Source organism: Azomonas macrocytogenes, from assembly GCF_014191985.1.
In the GTDB taxonomy this organism is placed as follows: Bacteria; Pseudomonadota; Gammaproteobacteria; order Pseudomonadales; family Pseudomonadaceae; genus Azomonas; species Azomonas macrocytogenes.
In genome coordinates, this window is sequence record NZ_JACHXI010000003.1 from 267278 (window position 1) to 287982 (window position 20705).

Here is a 20705-nt window from a genome sequence, read left to right on the forward strand (position 1 = left end):
ATGACAGCTCGCAAACAGCAATTGCTCAGGCGCCATCGGCGGCAGAAACGCTTTGTCCTGGGCATTGGCCTGGCATTGCTCGTGGTGGCCAGCCTGTCGCTCGGCTGGTGGCTGCTGCCGCTGCTGGCCATCGCGGTCTGGATCGCCCACGAGGCCTGGTTTGCCGACCATCTGTTCTACAGCCCGCAGGATGACTACCGCTATGCCTTCCCGCCCGGCACGCCGGCATTGCCGGTGTATCTGGAGGCCGGGCGGGTCATTGTCGAGGGGGATATCGGCACCGCGCAGACGCTCATTCTCGCCGTGCACGTCACTGCTACTCGCCTGGGGCGCCTGCTCGATCCGCAAGTGCGGATCGGCACCGATCGCCAGGATTTCGAGCGCGGAGTCGACGGAATCCGCTATCTCAACCTGTCCGGTCAGCAAAAGGATTTGCGCGCCGGCCGTTTGCTTATCGACGGGCGTTTCTGTCATCTGGCCAGCAGCGGCACCCTGTATGCCCTGAGCAACCCGGACTATGCCGAGCGGCGCGTGCTGATTGTCGCGCCGCATGCCGATGATGCCGAGCTGGCAGCCTTCGGTTTGTACAGTCGGGCCAAGGACGTTGCCATCGTCACGCTCACCCAGGGTGAGGTCGAAGCCGAGCGCTACCAGGCGCTCGGCCTGGATCGAGCTGCCGCCGCACGCCTGAAGGGACGCCTGCGAGCCTGGGACAGCCAGGCGATACCCCTGTGGGGAGCCGTGGCGCAGGAGCGTTGTGTGCAGCTCGGTTATTACTGCCTGCAATTATCGGCGATGGCTGACGAACCGAATCGGCCGTTCGGCTCGCGCGAATCGAGCGAGACGGATATTCGCCCCTTGCGCCAGCACAACCCACTGCCTCTTCCCGGCGATGTCGACGGTCTGCCGACCTGGAGCAATCTGGTCAACGATCTGCGTGCCCTGATCGAGCATTTTCGCCCGGAAGTGCTGGTGACTCCGCATCCAGAGCTCGATCCGCATGCCGACCATGTCGCCGCTACCCGCGCTCTGCTCGAAGCCCGTGCGGGTGCACGCTGGCGGCCGAAGGTTTTGCTGCTCTACGCCAATCATCTGCACGATAACGACCGCTGGCCGATGGGCCCGGCCGAAGGCGGGATCGCCTTGCCGCCAGCCATTGAACTGCTGCCGCCCGATGGGCTGTGGAGTCCGTCACTGGATGCTGCGAGCCGCCTGGACAAGGCCATGGCACTGGCCATGCAGCATGACCTGCAGGGAGCGCTACCGCTCAAGAAGCGTTTGCGCCGGTTGATCCAGCATTGGCTCGCTGGGCGTCGCTGGCCTGCCAGCGGTGAAAATGAGTTCTTTCGCAAGGGCGTGCGCCGGCATGAATTGTTCTGGGTGCGCACTTTAGCCAAATCGCCGGCATGAGGCGTGGCGCACCGCTGGCCGGATGCTCGTCTAACATATCCTGCGGCCGGCAATGCCGCCTGGCATGCTATGATCGCCGCCGATCTGATATCCCGTCGGAGACTTCATGAAGCTGTCCATGCCCCGTTTCGATCAGGCCCCGGTTCTGGTGGTCGGTGATGTCATGCTTGATCGCTATTGGCATGGTGGAACCTCGCGGATTTCGCCGGAAGCGCCGGTGCCGGTGGTCCGGGTCGAGCAGATGGAGGACCGACCGGGCGGGGCAGCCAACGTAGCCTTGAATATCGCGGCCCTCGGCGCGCCAGCCTGGCTGGTCGGAGTCACCGGCCAGGATGAAGCCGCGGACAGCCTGGCCGAACGCCTGCATGCCGCCGGCGTGGATGCACGCCTGCAGCGGCTCGCCCATCAACCGACCATCGTCAAGCTGCGGGTGATGAGCCGGCATCAGCAATTGCTGCGGATGGATTTCGAAGAGCCTTTCGATACCGACGCCGCACAGGTGGCTGTCGAAGTCGAGCAGTTGCTTGAGCGTGTCCGGGTGCTGGTGTTATCCGATTACGGCAAGGGCGCGCTGAAAAATCATCAGGTTCTGATCCAGGCCGCACGCCAACGCGGCATTCCCGTACTGGCCGATCCCAAGGGCAAGGATTTCGCGATCTATGCCGGCGCCACGCTGATCACGCCGAATTTCGGCGAGTTCGAGTCGGTGGTCGGACGCTGTGAGGATGAGGCGGACCTGGTGGCCAGAGGGCTGCGTCTGATCGAGCAGTTGCAACTGGAAGCCTTGCTGATCACGCGGGGCGAAAATGGCATGACCCTGCTGCGTCCCGGCCAGGCGGAGTTGCACCTCCCGGCGCGTGCGCGCGAAGTGTTCGACGTGACGGGAGCCGGCGATACCGTGATCTCCACGCTCGCTGCCGCCCTGGCTGCCGGAGAGGAACTGCCGCAAGCGGTGGCACTGGCCAACCTGGCGGCTGGCATCGTGGTCGGCAAGCTGGGCACGGCAGCCATCAGCGCACCGGAGCTGCGGCGTGCGGTGCAGCGCGAGCAGGGGTCGGAGCGTGGCGTCATGACGCTGGAGCAACTGCTTACAGTGGTCGAGGATGCGCGCAGCCAGGGCGAGAAAATCATCTTCACCAACGGCTGCTTCGATATTCTCCACGCCGGTCATGTGACCTATCTCGAACAGGCCAGGGCGCTGGGTGATCGCCTGATCATCGGGGTCAACGACGATGCCTCGGTGTCGCGCCTGAAGGGGCCGGGGCGGCCGATCAATACGGTTGACCGACGCATGGCGGTGCTTGCCGGGCTCGGCGCAGTAGACTGGGTGGTGTGCTTTTCCGAAGATACGCCGGAAAAGCTGCTGAGCCAGGTAAAGCCCGATGTGTTGGTCAAGGGCGGTGACTATGCTGTCGATCAGGTAGTCGGCGCCGATCTGGTGAGGGTCTATGGTGGCCAGGTCCGGGTTCTGGGGTTGGTGGAAAACAGCTCCACCACGGCTATCGTCGACAAGATCCGAAATCGTTGAATAACGGGTATTGCCCAGGGTTTGAAAGGCTCGCCGGTATGTGCCAGGTGCAAACGGTGAGCCCTCTGAATGGTATTTATGGGGGCTCGTGTCGATCACGCGCAAGGGCCCATCTATCAGGCTGGCTGAGCGGTCTTTATTGGTTGGAAGCACGAGATGATTGGAATTAAGAGTATCGCCAGCTACATTCCGGCGGGTCGGATCGATAATATCGCGCAGGCGGCATCCTTCGACCGGGATGAAGAATTCGTGCTGTCCAAGATCGGTACGCCGACCCTTTCGGTGAAGGATGATACCGAGGAGACATCGGATCTCTGCGTGGCGGCTGTACGCAACCTGCTGGCGAAGAATCCACAACTGCAGCTCGAGGATATCGACGCTCTGGTGGTTGTGACCCAGAACGGTGATGCCGAGGGGCTGCCGCATACTTCCGCCATTGTCCAGCACAAGACCGGCCTGCCAACCCATATCGCCTGCTTCGATGTGTCCCTCGGTTGCTCCGGCTATGTCTATGGCATCTATGTGCTCAAGGGCTTCATGGAAGCCACGGGATTGAAAAACGGCATCCTGGTAACCGCCGATCCCTATTCGAAAATCATGGATCGTAGCGATCGCCTGACTACGCTGTTATTCGGCGATGCCGCTACCGCCACCTGGCTCGGCAGCGACCCGGTCTGGACGCTGGGGCCGGCTCGCTTTGGAACCGATGGCACGGGTGCCGACCATCTGTTCGTCAAGGATGGATTCTTCCATATGAACGGCCGGCAGGTTTTCAATTTTGCCAGCCTCAAGATCATCCCGCATATACAGGAAGTCCTGGCTCTGGCGGGGATGGATATGGAAGAGGTAGATGCGTTCTGTCTGCACCAGGGCAGCGGGGCGATTGTCGATGCCATTGCCAGGCGTCTGGGCGAGGGCTGCAGCGGCAAGGTCATCAAGGACATGTTCGGCGCGGGCAATACCGTGTCGTCCACCATCCCGCTGTTGATGGAGCGCTACGCCTTCGAGTCCGACTGGCGCAACCTGGTCATGAGCGGTTTCGGCGTCGGCCTGTCCTGGGGTTCGGCTATTCTGTTTCGCGGCGATCGCTGAAACGAAAGCGGGAGGCTGCACTGGTGCAGCCTCCCGCTTGCTGATGGATGACTTGTGCCTTTATTGGCTGCCAGGCTCCTGCGTCAACAGGCCAGCTGTTTGTTGCTCGCCGTTGCCGCTACCGGGCGCGCAGCCAGCCAGTCCTTCCAGCGAATCCGTTCATCTTTCACGACCCAGCCTTGCTGCGCGGCGAAACTTTCCGCCAGCCAGATCCCGCGGGTGCTGGCCGGTACCAACTGACCCTTGCGCAGGGTCATCAGCTCGGCATTGGGCTGGCCCTTTTCCAGTGGAATCAGATAGAGATCGGGACGGCTGCGATCCAGTCGGGCGATCAGCTTGCCGTCCTCGACGCGCTCGTCGACATGGAACAGGCTGAGCTGGTGGGTATCCTTGGGCAGTTCCAGGCGCATGTCGTACACCAACTGCAATGAGGCCGTAGGCAGGTGCACGTAGGCGCGCGGCCGCTCCATCAACGGGATCTTGCCGCACAGCACCGGGCGGGTAGCCCCGGTCCGCGAATGCAGGCTGTAATGCGTGGTTTCGCGATAGCGCAGATGGGTATCGTAGGGGGTCGGCAACCAGGTATCGCCGAAGCGCCCGGAGAGCCAGCCTTCCGGGGTTTCCAGCAGGCATTCCTCGGCGATTTCGTGGATGGCGGAAAGCAGCGGCAGGTTCAGCTCGTGGGCCGATACATAGCCGGAAATCAGCTTGAGCACAACGTCGCCGCGATCCTGGCGCTGCTGTTTCACCAGCACCCAGTATTCCTTGCCCTGCCAGGACAGGGTCAGGCGTACGGATACTCCCAGGTTGGCCAGTTCTACGGCGAAGTGGCCGGGGTCGGCCACCTCGATCGGGCGCCGCCGCTCCAGCATCTGGGTGAAGTTCAACGGTGTACCCAGGCTCTGGTAGCTAAGGTTGTCCGGCCCGGCCTCGACAAACAGGGGCAGGGTCTTGAACGCGGCGGGGTTCTTGCGGACCAGTACTCTCGGCATGGCAGTCTTCCGTCGTAGATTAGGACGCTCTGGCGTCAGGCTTGTTATTCAGCGCGGCCACGGTATGGGCTACGTTCTCTCGCAGATGTTGCGAATCGATGGTGCCGATGATTGCGCTGCTGATACCGGTATGACCGAAAATCAGCTCGAAACTGCGGCGCACAGGGTCGTCATCGGACTTGAGGTCGAGGGCATGGCCGCTGGCCAGTGCCTTTTTGATCAGGATGCCCTTGGCGTGGGCGGTGGCATATTCGATTACCGGTTCTTCACGGCGTTCCGCAAGATTGAAGGTCACCATTGCACAATCACCGTCCCGGAGTGCGAGCAATCCGCCGGCAACTGTCTTGCCGGAAAAACCGTAGGCCAGGATCTTGCCTTCCCGCTTGAGCTCGGCCAGGGTGGGATAGACCTCGCTGTTTTCGAGAATGGCGAGGTCGTTGCCATCCGAATGCACCAGCACCAGTTCGATATGGTCGGTGCGCAGGCGCGTCAGGCTGCGTTCCACGGAGTAGCGCGTATGGGCGGCGGAGAAATCGAAGCGTGATTGCCCGTTCGCGAATTCCTCGCCGACCTTGCTGGCGATTACCCATTGATCGCGTTGTCCCTGCAGGAGCTGGCCGAGGCGTTCTTCGCTGGAGCCGTAGGCTGGCGCGGTGTCGATCAGGTTGATGCCCAGTTCGCGAGCCAGGTCGAGCAGTCTGGCTGCTTCGCCATCATCGGGAATGCGGAATCCGGCGGGATACTTGACACCCTGGTTGCGGCCGAGCTTGACCGTGCCAAGGCCGAGCGGCGAAACCAGCAGGCCGGTACTGCCCAGTGGTCGATGGAAGTCATGCAGCGTGGGCATGCAATACCTCCCAGAATGGCGTGGCCAATGGCGGTTGCGGCAAGGCAGGCAGGGCAGGGTATGTTCCGGGAACGATACCATCGCGTTGCAGGCTGGCAAGCACCCGGTCGGCGAAATCCGGTGCCAGCGCCAGTTTGGTCGGCCAGCCGACCAGCAAGGAACCGTGCTCAGCAAGAAAGGCATTGTCCGGCCTGGCCAGCCCCGATTGCGCGGGCTCCGCACGATCCACGCGCAGGGTGGCCCAGCGCGCTTGCGACAGGTCGATCCAGGGCAGCAGTTCGTGCAATTCCTGCCGGGCTCGCTCGATCTGTGCTGCTTCGTCGCGGGCCACGCCATCAGCCTCGGCCAACTCTCCGCCGAGATACCAGACCAGCCGGCCATCGTCGGTCGGATGGCTGGTGATGGTGATGCGTGGCTTGGTTCCGCCGCCCAGGCAATGGGCATAGAGCGGTTTGAGTGTCGGCGCTTCGACCAGCACCATATGCAGCGGCCGCGTCTGCATGGCCGGCTGTTGCAGGCCCAGCTCGGCCAGCAATTGTGCGTTACCGGCACCGGCACAGAATACGATGCGCCGGGCACGAATGGCCCGTTCGTCGACGCGCAGACCGATCAGTTCGCCGGCTTCATATAAAGGCTGGATATGCTCACCAGCCAGCAGGCTGTTTTCGCTCAGTTGGGCAAGCCGGGCAATCAGGCCGGGCACATCCAGCACCAGCTCGGCCAGCCGATAGGCCTTGCCCTTGAATCCCGGATGCTGCAATGCCGGTGGCAGGTCGCTGCCCTTGACCTGGTCGACCCGTCCGCGCAGCGCCTTGCTGGCGAAGAAGCCGGCCAGATTGCCGGTCAGGGTGCCGGGTGACCATAGGTAATGCGCGGCTGATAGCAGGTGGACGCCAGAGAGATCCAGTTCACCCTGGCCGGCCAGGGCCTCGCGCCAGCGCCTGGGCATATCCGCGATGGCTTCGGAGGACCCGGTCAATGCACCATGCAGGGCATATTTGGTGCCGCCATGGATGATGCCTTGGGATTTACCGCTTTGCCCGCCACCCAGCGCCCGCTGCTCCACCAGTACACAGCAATAGCCCAGCCTGCGCAGACGCGCATTCAGCCAGAGGCCGGCGACACCGCCGCCGACGATCAGGACATCTGTGCCGAAGGATTGGAGCATTGACAGGGTTCACCAGAAAAATGGCCGGCAGTATAAACACGTCGAATCAGTGGATAAGATGCTTCAAGCTTAGTCTTGGTGCTGTTTTTTCTATCTAATCGAAAAGTCAAGCCATCTGGATCATAGTTCGCCATTTCTCTGCCTTGACGTAGTGTCGCACTGATGCAGCCCTCGGTCGATTAGCTGTACTCATGCTGCAGCATGCTCAGGCACGCTTGGCTCTGGATGGTGCCCTCGTTCCTGGCGAGCTGCTAAGCTGCGCGCCCATGACCCGGACCCTCTATACCCTGCTGCTTCACCTCGCACTGCCATTGATCGTTTTGCGTCTGCTCTGGCGTGCCCGCCGTGCGCCAGCCTACCGGCAGCGCCTCGGTGAGCGCTTTGCCTGCGGGTTGCCGGTCATGCGACAGGGCGGCATTTGGGTGCATGCGGTATCGGTCGGCGAGAGCATCGCCGCCGCGCCATTGATCCGCGCATTCAGCGAGCGCCACCCCGGCTTGCCGATCACGGTCACTTGCATGACGCCGACCGGTTCCGAGCGGATTCGCGCACTCTTCGGTGAGCGCGTCCAGCATTGCTATCTGCCCTACGACCTACCCTGGGCTGCGGCCCGTTTCATCGAGCATCTGGCACCCAGGCTGGCAGTGATCATGGAAACCGAGCTCTGGCCAAATCATATCCATGCTTGTGCCCGGCGAGGCATTCCGATAGCGCTGGCCAATGCCCGCCTGTCTGCACGATCCGCCCGCGGCTACGCTCGTTTCTCCGGCCTCACCCGGCCGATGTTGCGCGAAATGAGCTGGATTGCCGCGCAGAGCGAGGTCGAGGCCGAACGTTTTCGTCAGTTGGGCGCCCGGCCCGAGCATGTTGCGGTTACCGGTTCGATCAAGTTCGATCTGGCCATCGATCCACAGTTGCCGGTGCAGGCCGGATGCCTGCGCGAGCAATGGCATTCGATGGCGCGTCCGACCTGGATCGCTGCCAGCACCCATGTCGGCGAGGATGAAAGCGTGCTTGCCGCCCATCGCCGGCTGCTCGTCGAGTATCCGCATGCCTTGCTGATCCTGGTGCCGCGTCACCCCGAGCGTTTCGATACAGTCCAGGCGTTGTGCCAGCGTGAAGGCTTTGCCACTCTCCGGCGTTCCTTTAAACAGGCATTGACGGCGCAGCATCAGGTTTTGCTGGGCGATACCATGGGCGAATTGCTGTTTCTCTATGCCTTGGCTGATATTGCTTTCGTCGGCGGCAGCCTCGTGCCCAGCGGTGGTCACAATCTGCTGGAGCCCGCGGCCTTGGGGTTGCCGCTTCTGAGCGGGCCGCATCTGTTCAATTTTCAGGATGTCGCCGCCAAGCTGCGTGAGGCCGGAGCATTGCTGGTGGTCCAGGATACGGCTTCGCTGGCGCAGCAGGTTGGCGCGCTGTGCGGCGATCCGGCCTTGCGTGCGCAACTGGGGCTCTCCGGCCAGGCCGTGCTGGATGCCAACCGTGGCGCCCTGGGCCGTTTGCTCGATGGTTTGGAGCCATGGCTGGGGGGCAATGCTTGAGCACTTTACTGCTGACCTTGCTTTTCATGGACGAGAGGAGGTGGATATGCGTGTCGTGGTGACCGGGGCCAGCGGTTTTGTGGGTCAGGGACTGCTGGGCCCATTGTTGCAGGCCGGCCATCAGGTCACTGCCGTCTCGCGTGACGCCTTGCCAGGCTTGAATCCGGCAATCGTGCTGAAGACCGTGACCGGTTTGGATGCCGGGCAGGACTGGCAGGAAATTCTGGCGGGACAGGAGCGAGTCATCCATTGCGCGGCGCGGGTCCATGTAATGGACGACCGGGCTTGCGATCCGTTGACTGAATACCGCAGGGTCAATGTGGCCGGCACTCTCGATCTGGCCCGGCAGGCAGCGGCTGCCGGGGTCGGGCGTTTCGTTTTCATCAGTACGGTCAAGGTCAACGGCGAACAAACCATTCCAGGCCAACCCTATGCGGCCGATGATATTCCCGCGCCGGTCGCCGCTTATGGCCTGTCCAAGCTCGAAGCGGAGCAGGGCCTGCAGGCGCTTTGCGCCGCGACGGGCATGGAGTTGGTGATCATCCGGCCGGTGCTGGTCTACGGGCCAGGCGTGAAGGCCAATTTCCGCAGTATGATGAAGTGGCTGTATCGAGGCATTCCCTTGCCGCTCGGTGCCATCGACAACCGTCGTAGCCTGGTGGCCTTAACGAATCTGGCGGATCTGATCGTGACCTGCGTCGCGCATCCGTCTGCGGCAAACCAGGTATTGCTGGTCAGCGATGGCGAGGACCTGTCCACTGCCGATTTACTGCATCGCCTGGGGCGCGCACTGGGTCGGCCGGCGCACTTGTTGCCAGTGCCGCCGACGCTTCTTGAAACCGGTGCTCGTCTGCTGGGCAAAGCGGCCCTGGCTCAGCGCCTGTGTGGCTCGCTGCAAGTGGATATCGGCAAGACTCGGGCCTTGCTAGGTTGGAATCCGCCTTTGCGTGTCGAGGCCGCATTACATGAGACGGCCCGCCATTTCCTGGAGCATGAAGTGCTATGAGTCTATGGTGGTTGCTACCAGTGGTGGCGGGCTTGTCCTGGTTGCTCACCGGTGCCCTGCGCCGTTATGCCCTGGCCCGCAGCCTGCTGGATATCCCCAATGCCCGCAGTTCACATTCCGTACCTACGCCGCGCGGGGGGGGCGTGGCGATCGTACTGAGTTTCCTGCTGGGATTGGCGGTGCTGGGCTGGATGCAGGCCTTGCCGTGGGCGGCGATCTGGGCGCTGGCTGGCGCTGGCGCGGCAATCGCTATGCTGGGTTTTCTCGACGACCATGGCCACATCGCCGCACGCTGGCGTTTGCTGGGCCATTTCGCGGCAGCGGCCTGGGTGCTGTTCTGGTTGCATGGCTTGCCGCCTCTGGTTGTCTGGGGAACTGCCTGGGATGCCGGTTGGCTGGGCGATCTGCTGGCCGCCGTTTACCTGGTCTGGCTGCTCAATCTCTACAATTTCATGGATGGTCTCGACGGTATCGCCAGCGTCGAGGGGATCTGCGTCTGCCTGGGCGCCGCTTTGCTTTGCGCTTTGACGGAGTCGGTAGCCGACGGTTCGGCCGAGCTGCTGCTGGCCAGTGCCATAGCCGGATTTCTCTTCTGGAATGTTCCGCCAGCCAGGATTTTCATGGGCGATGCCGGGAGCGGCTTTCTTGGTATCGTGCTGGGTACGCTTTCCCTGCAGGCAGCCTGGGTCGCGCCCGAACTGTTCTGGAGCTGGCTGATTCTGCTCGGTGTCTTTGTGGTCGATGCGACGGTTACGCTATTGCGCCGCCTGTCGCGCGCAGAAAAGATTTATCTCGCACATCGCAGTCATGCCTATCAGTATGCTTCACGGCGCTACGGTTGCCATCTGCCGGTAACACTGGGTGTGGCGGCGATCAACTTGATCTGGTTGCTGCCGCTGGCCTTATGGGTGGGCAGCGGCAGACTCGATGGCCTGTCTGGCTTGCTGATTGCCTATTTGCCGCTGGCATACCTGGCACTGAAATTCCGGGCTGGCGAGCCCGAAACTGGTCGAGCCTGATGATTTTGTGTGGTCGATCGAACTTGCGGTGTTCTACGCTTGCCTGAAATGGCAAGCTCGCGTTTGCTGGAAGCGATAACCGGAGCAGATCGTGTTCTGGCCCAAATCTTCATCGGAAAGCAGCCATGATTCGTGAAAAACTACAACGCTTGCCCCGGCGACAGAAACGTTTTGTACAACTGGCTGTCGACGTCCTGTTGATCTGGCTGGCGCTCTGGCTGGCCTTCTACCTGCGCCTGGGAGCCGTGGCCAGGATCGAGCCATTCGGTGGGCACGCCTGGTTGTTCGCCATTGCTCCCTGTCTGGCATTGCCGTTATTCATCCGCTTCGGCATGTACCGCGCGGTGATGCGTTATGTGGGCAGCGATGCTCTGATCGCCATTGCCAAGGCGGTAACCCTTGCTTCGCTGCTGCTCGCCCTGGCGGTCTACTGGTACGGCAACTCGCCTGTACTGGTGCCGCGCTCGATGGTGTTCAACTACTGGTGGTTGAGCCTGGTCCTGCTCGGTGGCCTGCGCCTGCTGATGCGGCAGTTCTTTCTTGGGGACTGGTACAGCGTGGCGCTGCCTTTCATCACCAGTCGCAACGACGGGCTACCGCGAGTTGCTATCTATGGTGCCGGTTGTGCGGGCAACCAGTTGCTGGCAGCCCTGCGGGCTGGCGAATCGATCCGCCCGGTCGCATTCATCGATGATGATGGCAGTATCGCCAACCGGATTATTGCCGGGTTGCGAGTCTACAAGCCCAAGCATCTCCAGCAGATGATCGATGAAACCGGCGCAACGGAAATACTCCTGGCCATTCCCTCTATCTCCCGCGCCCGGCGGCGGGAAATCCTCAATTGTCTGGAAGCCTATCCCCTGCGGATTCGCTCGGTACCGAATTTTTCGGAGCTGACCAGCGGGCGTGTCCGAGTGGAAGATTTGCAGGAGGTTGACATCGCCGACCTGCTGGGGCGTGATGCAGTGGAGCCGCGTGCCGATCTGCTCGAACGCTGCATTCGCGGCCAGGTAGTCATGGTGACCGGTGCTGGCGGTTCCATCGGCGCGGAGTTGTGCCGGCAGATTCTCAGCCAGGACCCTTGTGCCCTGATCCTGCTGGAGCACTGCGAATTCAATCTCTACAACATCCATCGCGAGCTGGAGCAGCGCATCCGCCTCGAATCCCTGAGTGTCCATCTGGTCCCGATTCTTGGTTCCATCCGTAATCCTGTACGGCTACTGGATATCATGCGTACCTGGAGTGTGGAAACCGTCTACCATGCTGCCGCCTATAAGCACGTCCCCATCGTTGAGCACAATATCTCCGAAGGTGTGCTGAACAATGTGCTGGGAACGGTATATGCCGCTCAGGCCGCGATCCAGGCGCGCGTGCGGCATTTTGTGCTGATTTCGACCGACAAGGCGGTGCGTCCGACCAATGTGATGGGCAGCACCAAGCGCCTGGCCGAAATGGTCCTGCAGGCGCTCAGCAAGGAAGTGGCTCCGGTGCTCTATGGCGACCACGCCTGCGTGCACCAGGTCAACAAGACGCACTTCACCATGGTGCGCTTCGGTAACGTGCTGGGCTCTTCCGGCTCGGTTATTCCCCTGTTTCGCGAGCAGATCCAGCGGGGTGGGCCGATCACCGTGACCCATCCGAAGATCACCCGATACTTCATGACCATCCCGGAAGCCGCGCAGTTGGTCATTCAGGCGGGGGCGATGGGGCGTGGCGGCGATGTCTTCGTGCTGGACATGGGCGAGTCGGTGCGCATCGTCGAGCTGGCGGAAAAACTGGTCAGGCTATCCGGCCTCACGGTGCGGGACGAAAACAATCCTCAAGGGGATATCGCCATCAAATTCACCGGCTTGCGTCCGGGTGAAAAACTCTATGAAGAGTTGTTGATCGGCGCCAACGTGACGCCCACGGATCACCCCATGATCATGTCCGCGCACGAGGAACACCTGCCCTGGGACCAGTTTCGACACGTGTTGGGGGATCTGATCGGAGCGGTAGAGCAGGACGACTTCCAGCGTATCCGCCAAATTCTTCGCAGCAAGGTCAACGGCTACAACCCGCAAGGCGAAATCGTCGACTGGGTTCATAAGCAGCGTCAACTGAGCGAGGTCGAAACGAATTCCAGGGAAGAAAGCGGTTTCGGTGCCTGATCCGATTTCCAGGCCAGGATGAATCCGGGCCTGGAAACCAGTTCTTGGTTCGATCTTCAATAATCGCTTACAGCCTCAGGGTGCCGGAGTGATCCGCCATACAACATTGCCCACATCGTCCGCCACCAGTACCGCTCCTGCCTTGTCGATTTCCACCCCGACAGGCCGGCCAAATGCCTCGCCTTTTTCGTCGTCGATAAAGCCGGTGAGAATATCTTCTGGAGGGCCGGCAGGACGGCCTTGATCATCGAAGGGGACGAATATCACTTTGTAGCCACTGCGTGGCTTGCGGTTCCAGGAACCATGCTGGCCGATGAAAGCACCATTGCGATAATGTTCCGATAGCAGGCTGCCCTCATAAAAGGCCAGGCCGAGCGAGGCCGTATGCGAACCGAGCGCATAGTCCGGCACGATGGACTTTGCCACCAGATCCGGGCGCTGCGGTTTGATGCGCACATCGACATGCTGGCCGTAGTAGCTGTAAGGCCAGCCGTAGAAGCCACCGTCCTGCACCGAGGTCATATAGTCCGGCACCAGATCACTGCCGATTTCATCGCGCTCGTTGACCACTACCCAGAGTGCGTTGCTGCGTGGCTGCCAGGCCGGACCGTTGGGATTGCGCAGGCCGGATGCGAACAGCCGGGTCTGGCCATTGCCCGGATCGACTTCGAGTATGGCAGCGCGATTTTCCTCTATGTCCATGCCGTGTTCGGCGACGTTGCTGTTGGAGCCTACCGTGACATACAGCTTGCTGCCGTCGGGACTGGCGATCAGATCCTTGGTCCAGTGATGATTGCGCGGCCCGGCTGGTAGGTCAGCTACTTTCACGCCTTGTGCCGTGATTTTCGTCTCACCTTCCTTATAGGGAAAACGGACGATGGCATCCGTATTGGCCACGTATAGCTGATCGCCTACCAGAGCCATGCCAAAGGGTGAATTGAGGTTTTCCAGCAGCGGCGTGCGGGTTTCCGCGATGCCATCGCCATTTTCGTCACGCAGCAGAGTGATCCGGTTCGCACTGGGTGTGCTGGCACCAACGCGGCTTTTCACTTGTGCAGCGACCCAATCGCGAATGCCGCTGCTGCTGTCGTCGGTCTTGGGCGGAGCATTCGTCTCGGCGACCAGCACATCGCCATTAGGCAACGACAACAGCGTACGAGGATGCTCGAGCCCGACAGCAAACGCGGTTACCTGCAAGCCGGCAGCCACGCTAGGTTGCTTGCCTTGAGGCCAGCCGACCGCCTCGGCGATGTGCACCGTCGGGATAAAGGTCGAGTTCGGTTCGGGAAGTTTCGGTTGCGGGCCATAGCCTTCGCTGACCGGTAGCTTGGCACTTTCGCCGCAGCCACCGAGGGCCAGCAATAGCGGAGTACCGATGAGGAGGGGAGTGAAACGTGACATGGTTCTGTCTCCAGAGAGATTATCGATCCGGCTTGGTGAATGCCGCGCGGTAGCAGTGAACTACTCGCCTTCCGGCACGATTGCGGGACGAAGACGAGTGACCATGTTTGTAGAGTGCTGGCCGCGCTGGTGGTTTCGCTTATTTACCAGGCTGGCTGAACAGCTTGCGGCCCCTGTCGATAATCTTCCGGTCTTCCTACGCAGGTTTCTATGCGCATAATTCCCAGTCTCGGCAATCTAGTCGGGAATCGTCACTCACCACTAATCCAGAAACCTGATGTCACTATTCCATTAGAATTGATCAGCGTGCGTGGTTGTCACGATGGAAGTCACAGTGGTGCGTGTGGGGATGGTGTGGGCGGTGCGCTTGAATGGCCTGTTCGTCGTAGAGTTTGATTGCCAAGTCGAAGCCAATGAGTTTGCAGCCCTGCTATCCAGGCGGATCAATATCCCACTAAAATCATCTGGAATTACTTGGGCATTGCCGTAGTCATGCTGCAGCGTCTGCACAAACAAAAAAGCGACGGGAGTTTATTCCCGTCGCCTTCATGTGTTACCGCTTCCTTGGTCATCGTCCTGATGCTGCTGCGTCCTGCAACGTTCCTTGGCGTTCACTTCTAGCCACTAGCTTCGATCCTTTGAGGCTGCTGTGGTCACTATAGCGAGGCAGCCAGCCTCAGCAAATAAGCTAAATGCTTCGCGTCGTGTAAGCCTTTACTGACAGATCCGTTTTCATAGCCAGGGCGACAGGCCACGGTCGCGCCGGTGTACTCGTGCAAGGCAGCACCGGTGGTCCAGCCCCTACATGGGCTGCGCCCGGAAACGAAAAAGGGCTAGCTTTCGCTAACCCTTTGAAATGATGGTGGCTACGCAGGGACTTGAACCCCGGACCTCAGCATTATGAATGCCGCGCTCTAACCAGCTGAGCTACGTAGCCATTCGAGGCGCGCATTATTCTCAAGCAAAATATATCTGTCAAGCCTTTGTGTTTAAATAACTTTCTCGTTTTTGACTGTCAGGCGAGTATCTTTCGACGGTCGGCTTGTGGCTTTGCTTGTGCCTAGACGTTGATCACACGTTTAAACATTGATCGGTTGGCAAAGGCCTGTGAATTAGGTTTCGCGGGGAAACCGCGTCACGGCCTTTGCGGGAATCGCTGGAAGTACCCCCAAGAGATGTCGGGATCATAGATCAGTCCTGAGGACGATGCCAGCGCTGCGCTCAGCCGGATCAAAACGGTTATGGCGCAGACCAGCATTGTTGGCTGACGTCCGGGACGGCACGCGATGAGATGCAGGGGAACGGGCCACTGTGGCCCATACCTCGGAGAACTCTCGTAGCAGACCATCACACCCGCCACAACCCGCTGGGGCAAGACGCCCTGTTCACCAGGCCGGCCTCGCTCATGCTCGACGTTCGCCTAACGCCATTGGAGCGCAACGGCTGGCAGGTTCTGCGCATGCTGCGCTCTGCGGAGGGTATCAGTCCGCTGGCGAACCTGGGGCAGTTGCGCCGCTATCTTACTTCGACGTCGCTGGGGCAGCGGGCCGGATACGAGACGGCCTGGCGCGTCCTCGTCGTGCTTCGGCTGACGGGCTGGATCAGCCTGGTGGGTCAGCCCGCGACCCTCTAACCGGCCATGTTCTCAGCGAGCTGTATCAGGTTCACGAAAGCGCCCTGGACTTCCAGCGGGCATGCGCGCTCGATGCCGATCTCGCAAAGCTTCTGCAGGCCTCCATCGGCTACGAAAACAACCAGGTGGATTGTGTTGCCATCCATATCGCCGCGATCGAATCGTGCGATCGCTGTATTTCTGCTCGGATGGCGTGCGTGGTCGTGGCGCGTTTGTGAAGAATCTGAGCCATGGATCATCCTCCGAGAGAGGCTCATACCATAGACCATTACTTCCCGGGACCAAACAACTAGGACATAAGCGGATCGGTGTAGTCTCGATTTATCTGGGCCGATAGAAGTCACTCAGACTGCCTGCCATAGGGGGAGCGCGTTTAGTTCCGCACGAGCCTCCCGCCAGGCGGGATAGTGCTGATCCAGCAAGGCGATGAAGCGTTCATTGTGCGTCGGCTCAATCAGATGGATCATCTCATGCACGATCACGTATTCGAGCAGGTCACGAGGTTTCTTGACCAGTTCGGTATTGAGCCGAATATGAGCGCGTAGGTGATTGCAACTGCCCCACTTGGTTTTCATGCGCTGTAGAAAATACCCTTCCACCTTCACGCCGATACGTCGTTCCCAATGCGCGATCAAAGGCGGGATCGTTTCATGCAACAAGGACCGTTGCCAACGTTGATAGATGGCCTCGCGCCTGCCTGCATCGGCTCCAGGACGAACGTTCAGGGTGATGCGCCGGTGATCCATCTTCACCACGGGCGGAGCATCGCGCTCCACCACCGTGAGCAGGTAGCGGCGTCCCCAGATGTAATGGCTTTCCCTCGTGACAAATTGGCGGGGTACTTCACGTGCCTGTGCCAGCAATTGCGTCTGTTGCTGGCGAATCCAGCGTAATTTGGAAATGGCATAGGCACGCGCCACTTCCAGCCGTGTGCCCGTCGGCGCCACCAGCGTCACGTTACCCGCGGGCGGATGTACGGAAAGATGGACGTTCTTCACCGCCTTGAAGGTGACGGTGATGTCCAGCTCCCCCAGACGTATGTGCGTCTGTCCCATCAGTAGCCTGGCTGATTTTTCAGCAGATCGAACAGCTTGAGCGTGGCCTCTCGGTCGCGGCCGGTCAGCGGATACAGAACGTTCTGCACGATGCGTTCCTTGGCTTCATCGCCGCGCCATCCCGCCGGGGCTTCGTCACGCATTAGGCTGTCAATCCTCAGTGCCAAAAAGGCCAATGGGTTGCCGTAATTCGCCACCGACTCGTGGACGTCGCGATCTTCATCAGGCAGCGCATCATCGGAAATGATGTCCGGCAGGTTGCGGTAGATCACCAGCGCACTGGCATTGCCGTGCAGGATGGTGGGTTCATCGCTGTCGTGCTGTTTTTCGTGTAGCTTCTTCACCAGGGCTTCTGCATTACGCAGGAATGCTTCATAGGCCTCGGTGCTTTCGCGGCTTTGCTGGATCAGGTCATCGAGCAGCTTGGACATCTGCTCATAAAGGCGCGGATCGGTCAGGCGGTCGCGGATGATGGTCTTGCGGACGTTGTTGATGATGGTTTCCGCAATGGCATTCTTCGACAGCTTGCCCTTCTCATTGAGCTTCTTGGCGATGGCGTCATGGATACCGGTCTCGATGATCAGCTCAGTCAGCGACAGTTCGGCCAGCTCACCCAAGCCTTTCGCCGGTTCGGCCTGGATATAGGTGTTGATAAGGTGGCGCATGTCGGCCTCGTAGGGCTTGATGTCCAGCTCTTCGCCGCTGTAATGCTGGATGGCCGAACGCACCTCGGCATAGAACTCGGTTTCCCGCCGCAAGGTATCGGCTTCACTGTCGGAATAACCTGCCTCGGCCAGGTTCTGGGCAATGGCCGCGAAGGCGCGCAGGTAGGTTGCCACAGCCTTGTAGAAGGCGATGCGCAGCGCCTCGCTTTCCAGCAGCGCCTCCGGATCACCAGCATGGCCGCAGAAATAGTGGATAAACTGCTCCAGTTCCCGCGGCTGCGCCACCGGCTCGCATAGGTAATGCAGCGCTTCACGGGCTTCGTCCAGTTGCTTGCGGCCTTCCTCCAGCCAGTTCTTCAAGTGGACGTTGTTATCGCCGCCGTTGCCCACGTCGATGTCCAGCTCGTCGGAGCTGTACACCGCAATGGCCTGCTGCACGTCGCCGAACAGTTCCTTGTAATCGACGATATAGCCATAGTCCTTGTCGTCACCATCGAGCCGGTTGGTACGGCAGATGGCCTGGAACAGGTTGTGGTCGTGCAGTTCGTTGTCCAGATAGATATAGGTGCAACTGGGCGCATCGAAGCCGGTGAGCAGCTTGCTGACCACGATCAGCAGCTTCATGCGGGCCGGCTCCTCGATGAAGCGGCGCTTGGTTTCGTCTTCGTATTGCTTGGTGGTCTGGCCGTCGCGCAGCACGTGCTGCGTGTAGGTGTCATATTTGTAGCGCTCGTCGCCATTGGCCGGCTCGCGGGCAATGGCTGCTGGGTTCGGCTCGAACGAGGTAATGATGCCCACATGCAGGCCAAAAGGCGTATTCCGGAACAGCCGGAAGTAGTGGCACGCATCGTAAATCGAGGCGGCCACCAGAATTGCCGTGCCGCGGTCATTGTCCAGACGGGGCTTGAGGCTGAAGTCCTCAATGATGTTGGCGACGATGCGGTCCTTGCGTTCCTTGGCGCTCATCAGCTCTTCCATCGTGGCCCAGCGCTTGCGCAGGATGGATTTCTGGAAGTTGTTCAGCCCGCGGGTTTTCTTCTCGAACCAGGCGTCGATGGCCTCGCGTGAGGTCAACCGCTGCGGTACATCGCGGGCTTCGTATTTCAGGTCCAGCACCACCTTGTTGGCCACCGCTTCGTGGAACTTATAGGTGTGGATGTAGGTGCCAAACACATCGCGGGTGGTTTGCCTGTCCTTGCGCAGCAGCGGCGTGCCGGTGAACCCGATAAAAATCGCATCGGCCAGCCAGCGCTTCATCTGCTTGTTCATATTGCCGCCCTGAGTGCGGTGGCACTCGTCCACGAACACGTAGAAACGCCCGTGGATCGGCGGCGGCTCGCCCTTGAGATCGGCCGCATCGAACTTGTGAATCAGCGCACACAGCAGGCGCGGCGTGGTGGCGCTGAGCTTGCCCACGAAGTCCGCCCGCGAGGTGATGCGCGGGGATGCCGACTCCGCGCCGATCACCCCGGCGTTGCGCATCACCCCTTCGATCTGCTTGTCCAGTTCGTCGCGATCGGTTACCATCAGTACCCGCGCCTGCGGGTCGTGCTCCAGCAGCCACTTGGCCAGCAGCACCATCAGAATGCTTTTACCGCTGCCTTGGGTGTGCCAGATCACACCGCCTTCGCACTTGGCAATGCGCTCTTGGGCGGCCTTGATGCCTTGGTACTGGTGCTGCCGGGGCACTTTCTTGAAGCCTGCATCGAAGATCACGAAGTTGCGGATCAAGTCCAACAACCGCGCTTTGCCGCACATCTGTGCCAATGGGCGATCCAGCAAGGTACCTGCGGTCACCGTGGCTTGTGGCTGTTCGTCCTTCCACTGCACGAAGAACTGTTCCGGCGTGCCAGTGGTACCGTAACGCAGGCCCTGCGCATCACTGCCCGCCAACAGCAATTGCACAGTGCTGAAAAACCCTTGGTTGAATACGTCCTCCTGATTGCTGATCAACTGGCGAATGCCGTCGCCCACATCCACCGAGCTGCGTTTTAGCTCAATCACCGTCACCGCCAAACCATTGAGGTACAGCACGATGTCTGGCCGACGGGTGTTCTCGCCTTTCAGCGTGACCTCCTCGGCCAGCGCGAAGTGATTGCGCTCGGGCTGCATCCAGTCGATCAACTGCACCGTCTCGTGCGACTGGCCCGCCGCGACCTGTACCGGTACGCCATAGCGCAGCAGCTGGTAGGTGCGCAGGTTGGCTTGATAGGGCGTGATGCCGGTGACATCCACCGCAACCTCCAACTTCTGCAAGGCGGCGCTGATATGGGCGGGCGAGTAACCACGCACGGCCAGATTGGCACGCAGCAGATCGGTCTCAATGGCGCGGTTGTGGTCGCGCTTAGTCCAGTTGCCCAGGTATTCGTAGCCGAGGCCGCCAGTAGCCGTCGGCGTGGTGAACAGGCGTACCACCCGGTTCTGTGAAGTGCGCTCGGAGCGCGGCATGGGTTGGGTCATGGGTTGCTCAGGTGCTCCGCACTCTCTTGGCGCAATTGTTCTGCCGTGATGCGCATCCGCTGACCGTCCCGTACCACCACGATGGCAGTATCAGTCTGGATAGCCGTCCGTCGTGCCAACTCTGCGGCTCGCTGCATAGCCGCCAGCGCAGCTCGCAGGTCGGGATTTTTAGCCTCGAAAATATCTTTGGGTGCGGTGTTCTTATTCATGTGCGTTCTCCCCATGCCAGCAGAACAGGTATGTCGCCAGCGTTATCGTATAAGCTCCAGTCATCCACCGCATCGCAGTAGTAATGCTCAAAATTGTGTTGCCCTGCCGCAAAGCGGCGACGGATAACGGCTTCTGGAATGTTATGACCGCCTTGCCGTACCCGTTCAGCAACACGTTCTATGGCAGTCTCGGCATCCGGCAGCGCCAAGAAGAACAGGCTTACGGTATACCCCTGCGCTCTCCACTGCCGAATCTGTCGCAGATAGCCCAGGCCAGACAGCGTGGTTTCAAGCGCAAAGCTCTCCCCACGTTGGACACTTTCCGCGATCTCTTCAAGCATCAGACGCCCCGCCTTGATAGCGACTGCCTCTGGTGCAAAGGGCGATAACCCCGCCGCAATCAAATCAGCATTGATGAAACGCGGAAGCTGCGCCTCCCTCGGCAGGAAGGAGCGCGCAAACGTCGTCTTCCCTGCGCCGTTGGGGCCAGCGATGATGATGACTTTTTTACTGCCCACCGTTTACG

Annotated in this window: 17 protein-coding genes and 1 tRNA gene; 8 read left to right on the forward strand and 10 right to left on the reverse strand. The window is 60.5% G+C overall.

Translation table 11 applies throughout. The features are described from left to right. The 3 genes from FHR87_RS05140 (at position 1) to FHR87_RS05150 (ending at position 4030) form a co-directional block, all read left to right on the forward strand. Positions 1–1410, forward strand: coding sequence for a PIG-L deacetylase family protein (locus tag FHR87_RS05140; protein ID WP_183165641.1), 1410 nt, complete (start codon positions 1–3; stop codon positions 1408–1410). Between the two features lie 106 nt (positions 1411–1516). Next, positions 1517–2938 carry a bifunctional D-glycero-beta-D-manno-heptose-7-phosphate kinase/D-glycero-beta-D-manno-heptose 1-phosphate adenylyltransferase HldE gene (gene hldE, locus FHR87_RS05145; protein ID WP_183165642.1) on the forward strand — a complete coding sequence of 474 codons (1422 nt, stop codon included), beginning with the start codon at positions 1517–1519 and terminating at the stop codon, positions 2936–2938. 156 nt (positions 2939–3094) lie between these two features. Beyond that, positions 3095–4030 (forward strand): ketoacyl-ACP synthase III, encoded by a 936-nt coding sequence (locus tag FHR87_RS05150; protein ID WP_183165643.1) that lies wholly within the window; start codon positions 3095–3097, stop codon positions 4028–4030. 83 nt (positions 4031–4113) lie between these two features. Here FHR87_RS05150 and FHR87_RS05155 read toward each other — a convergent pair whose 3' ends face one another. Genes FHR87_RS05155 through FHR87_RS05165 form a run of 3 tightly spaced genes read right to left on the reverse strand, consistent with a single transcriptional unit; the run spans position 4114 to position 7037 of the window. Next, positions 4114–5022, reverse strand: a complete 909-nt coding sequence (locus FHR87_RS05155; protein WP_183165644.1) for a metal ABC transporter ATPase — start codon at positions 5020–5022, stop codon at positions 4114–4116. A gap of 19 nt (positions 5023–5041) precedes the next feature. After that, positions 5042–5869, reverse strand: a complete 828-nt coding sequence (locus tag FHR87_RS05160) for an aldo/keto reductase (protein WP_183165645.1) — start codon at positions 5867–5869, stop codon at positions 5042–5044. Further along, positions 5853–7037, reverse strand: coding sequence for an FAD-dependent oxidoreductase (locus FHR87_RS05165; RefSeq protein WP_183165646.1), 1185 nt, complete (start codon positions 7035–7037; stop codon positions 5853–5855). The genes FHR87_RS05160 and FHR87_RS05165 overlap by 17 nt, the downstream gene beginning before the upstream one ends. 266 nt (positions 7038–7303) lie before the next feature. Between FHR87_RS05165 and waaA the strand changes: the two genes are divergently transcribed. The 4 genes from waaA (at position 7304) to FHR87_RS05185 (ending at position 12756) form a co-directional block, all read left to right on the forward strand. Beyond that, complete coding sequence (gene waaA, locus FHR87_RS05170) at positions 7304–8581, forward strand: lipid IV(A) 3-deoxy-D-manno-octulosonic acid transferase (RefSeq protein WP_183165687.1); 1278 nt, start codon at positions 7304–7306, stop codon at positions 8579–8581. A 46-nt stretch (positions 8582–8627) separates the two neighbouring features. Beyond that, entirely contained in the window at positions 8628–9587 is a 960-nt protein-coding gene (locus FHR87_RS05175; RefSeq protein WP_183165647.1) for a UDP-glucose 4-epimerase family protein, read from the forward strand. After that, complete coding sequence (locus FHR87_RS05180) at positions 9584–10606, forward strand: MraY family glycosyltransferase (protein ID WP_183165648.1); 1023 nt, start codon at positions 9584–9586, stop codon at positions 10604–10606. Before FHR87_RS05175 ends, FHR87_RS05180 begins: the two co-directional genes overlap by 4 nt. 125 nt (positions 10607–10731) lie before the next feature. Next, positions 10732–12756 carry a polysaccharide biosynthesis protein gene (locus tag FHR87_RS05185; RefSeq protein ID WP_183165649.1) on the forward strand — a complete coding sequence of 675 codons (2025 nt, stop codon included), beginning with the start codon at positions 10732–10734 and terminating at the stop codon, positions 12754–12756. A gap of 75 nt (positions 12757–12831) precedes the next feature. On the opposite strand, the gene FHR87_RS05190 is transcribed toward FHR87_RS05185, so the two are convergent. After that, the gene (locus FHR87_RS05190; RefSeq protein WP_183165650.1) at positions 12832–14157 is read right to left on the reverse strand and encodes a PQQ-dependent sugar dehydrogenase; all 1326 of its coding nucleotides are present in this window, start codon (positions 14155–14157) and stop codon (positions 12832–12834) included. Positions 14158–15017: 860 nt separating this feature from the next. Then, a tRNA-Met gene (locus FHR87_RS05195) sits at positions 15018–15094 on the reverse strand. A gap of 468 nt (positions 15095–15562) precedes the next feature. Here FHR87_RS05195 and FHR87_RS19120 point away from each other — a divergent pair. After that, positions 15563–15790, forward strand: a complete 228-nt coding sequence (locus FHR87_RS19120; RefSeq protein ID WP_246335782.1) for a hypothetical protein — start codon at positions 15563–15565, stop codon at positions 15788–15790. Here the strand turns inward: FHR87_RS19120 and FHR87_RS19125 are convergent. From FHR87_RS19125 to FHR87_RS05220, 5 genes are all read right to left on the reverse strand, one after another. Further along, complete coding sequence (locus tag FHR87_RS19125; RefSeq protein WP_246335783.1) at positions 15787–16047, reverse strand: hypothetical protein; 261 nt, start codon at positions 16045–16047, stop codon at positions 15787–15789. The two genes, FHR87_RS19120 and FHR87_RS19125, sit on opposite strands and share 4 nt — an antisense overlap. Before the next feature lie 87 nt (positions 16048–16134). Continuing rightward, positions 16135–16845, reverse strand: coding sequence for a M48 family metallopeptidase (locus FHR87_RS05205; protein WP_183165651.1), 711 nt, complete (start codon positions 16843–16845; stop codon positions 16135–16137). Beyond that, positions 16845–19970 carry a type I restriction endonuclease subunit R gene (locus FHR87_RS05210; protein WP_183165652.1) on the reverse strand — a complete coding sequence of 1042 codons (3126 nt, stop codon included), beginning with the start codon at positions 19968–19970 and terminating at the stop codon, positions 16845–16847. Before FHR87_RS05210 ends, FHR87_RS05205 begins: the two co-directional genes overlap by 1 nt. Next, positions 19967–20179: a hypothetical protein gene (locus FHR87_RS05215; RefSeq protein WP_183165653.1), complete on the reverse strand. Its 213-nt coding sequence runs from the start codon at positions 20177–20179 to the stop codon at positions 19967–19969. The genes FHR87_RS05210 and FHR87_RS05215 overlap by 4 nt, the downstream gene beginning before the upstream one ends. After that, entirely contained in the window at positions 20176–20697 is a 522-nt protein-coding gene (locus FHR87_RS05220; RefSeq protein WP_183165654.1) for a zeta toxin family protein, read from the reverse strand. Before FHR87_RS05220 ends, FHR87_RS05215 begins: the two co-directional genes overlap by 4 nt. Between the last annotated feature and the right edge of the window lie 8 nt (positions 20698–20705).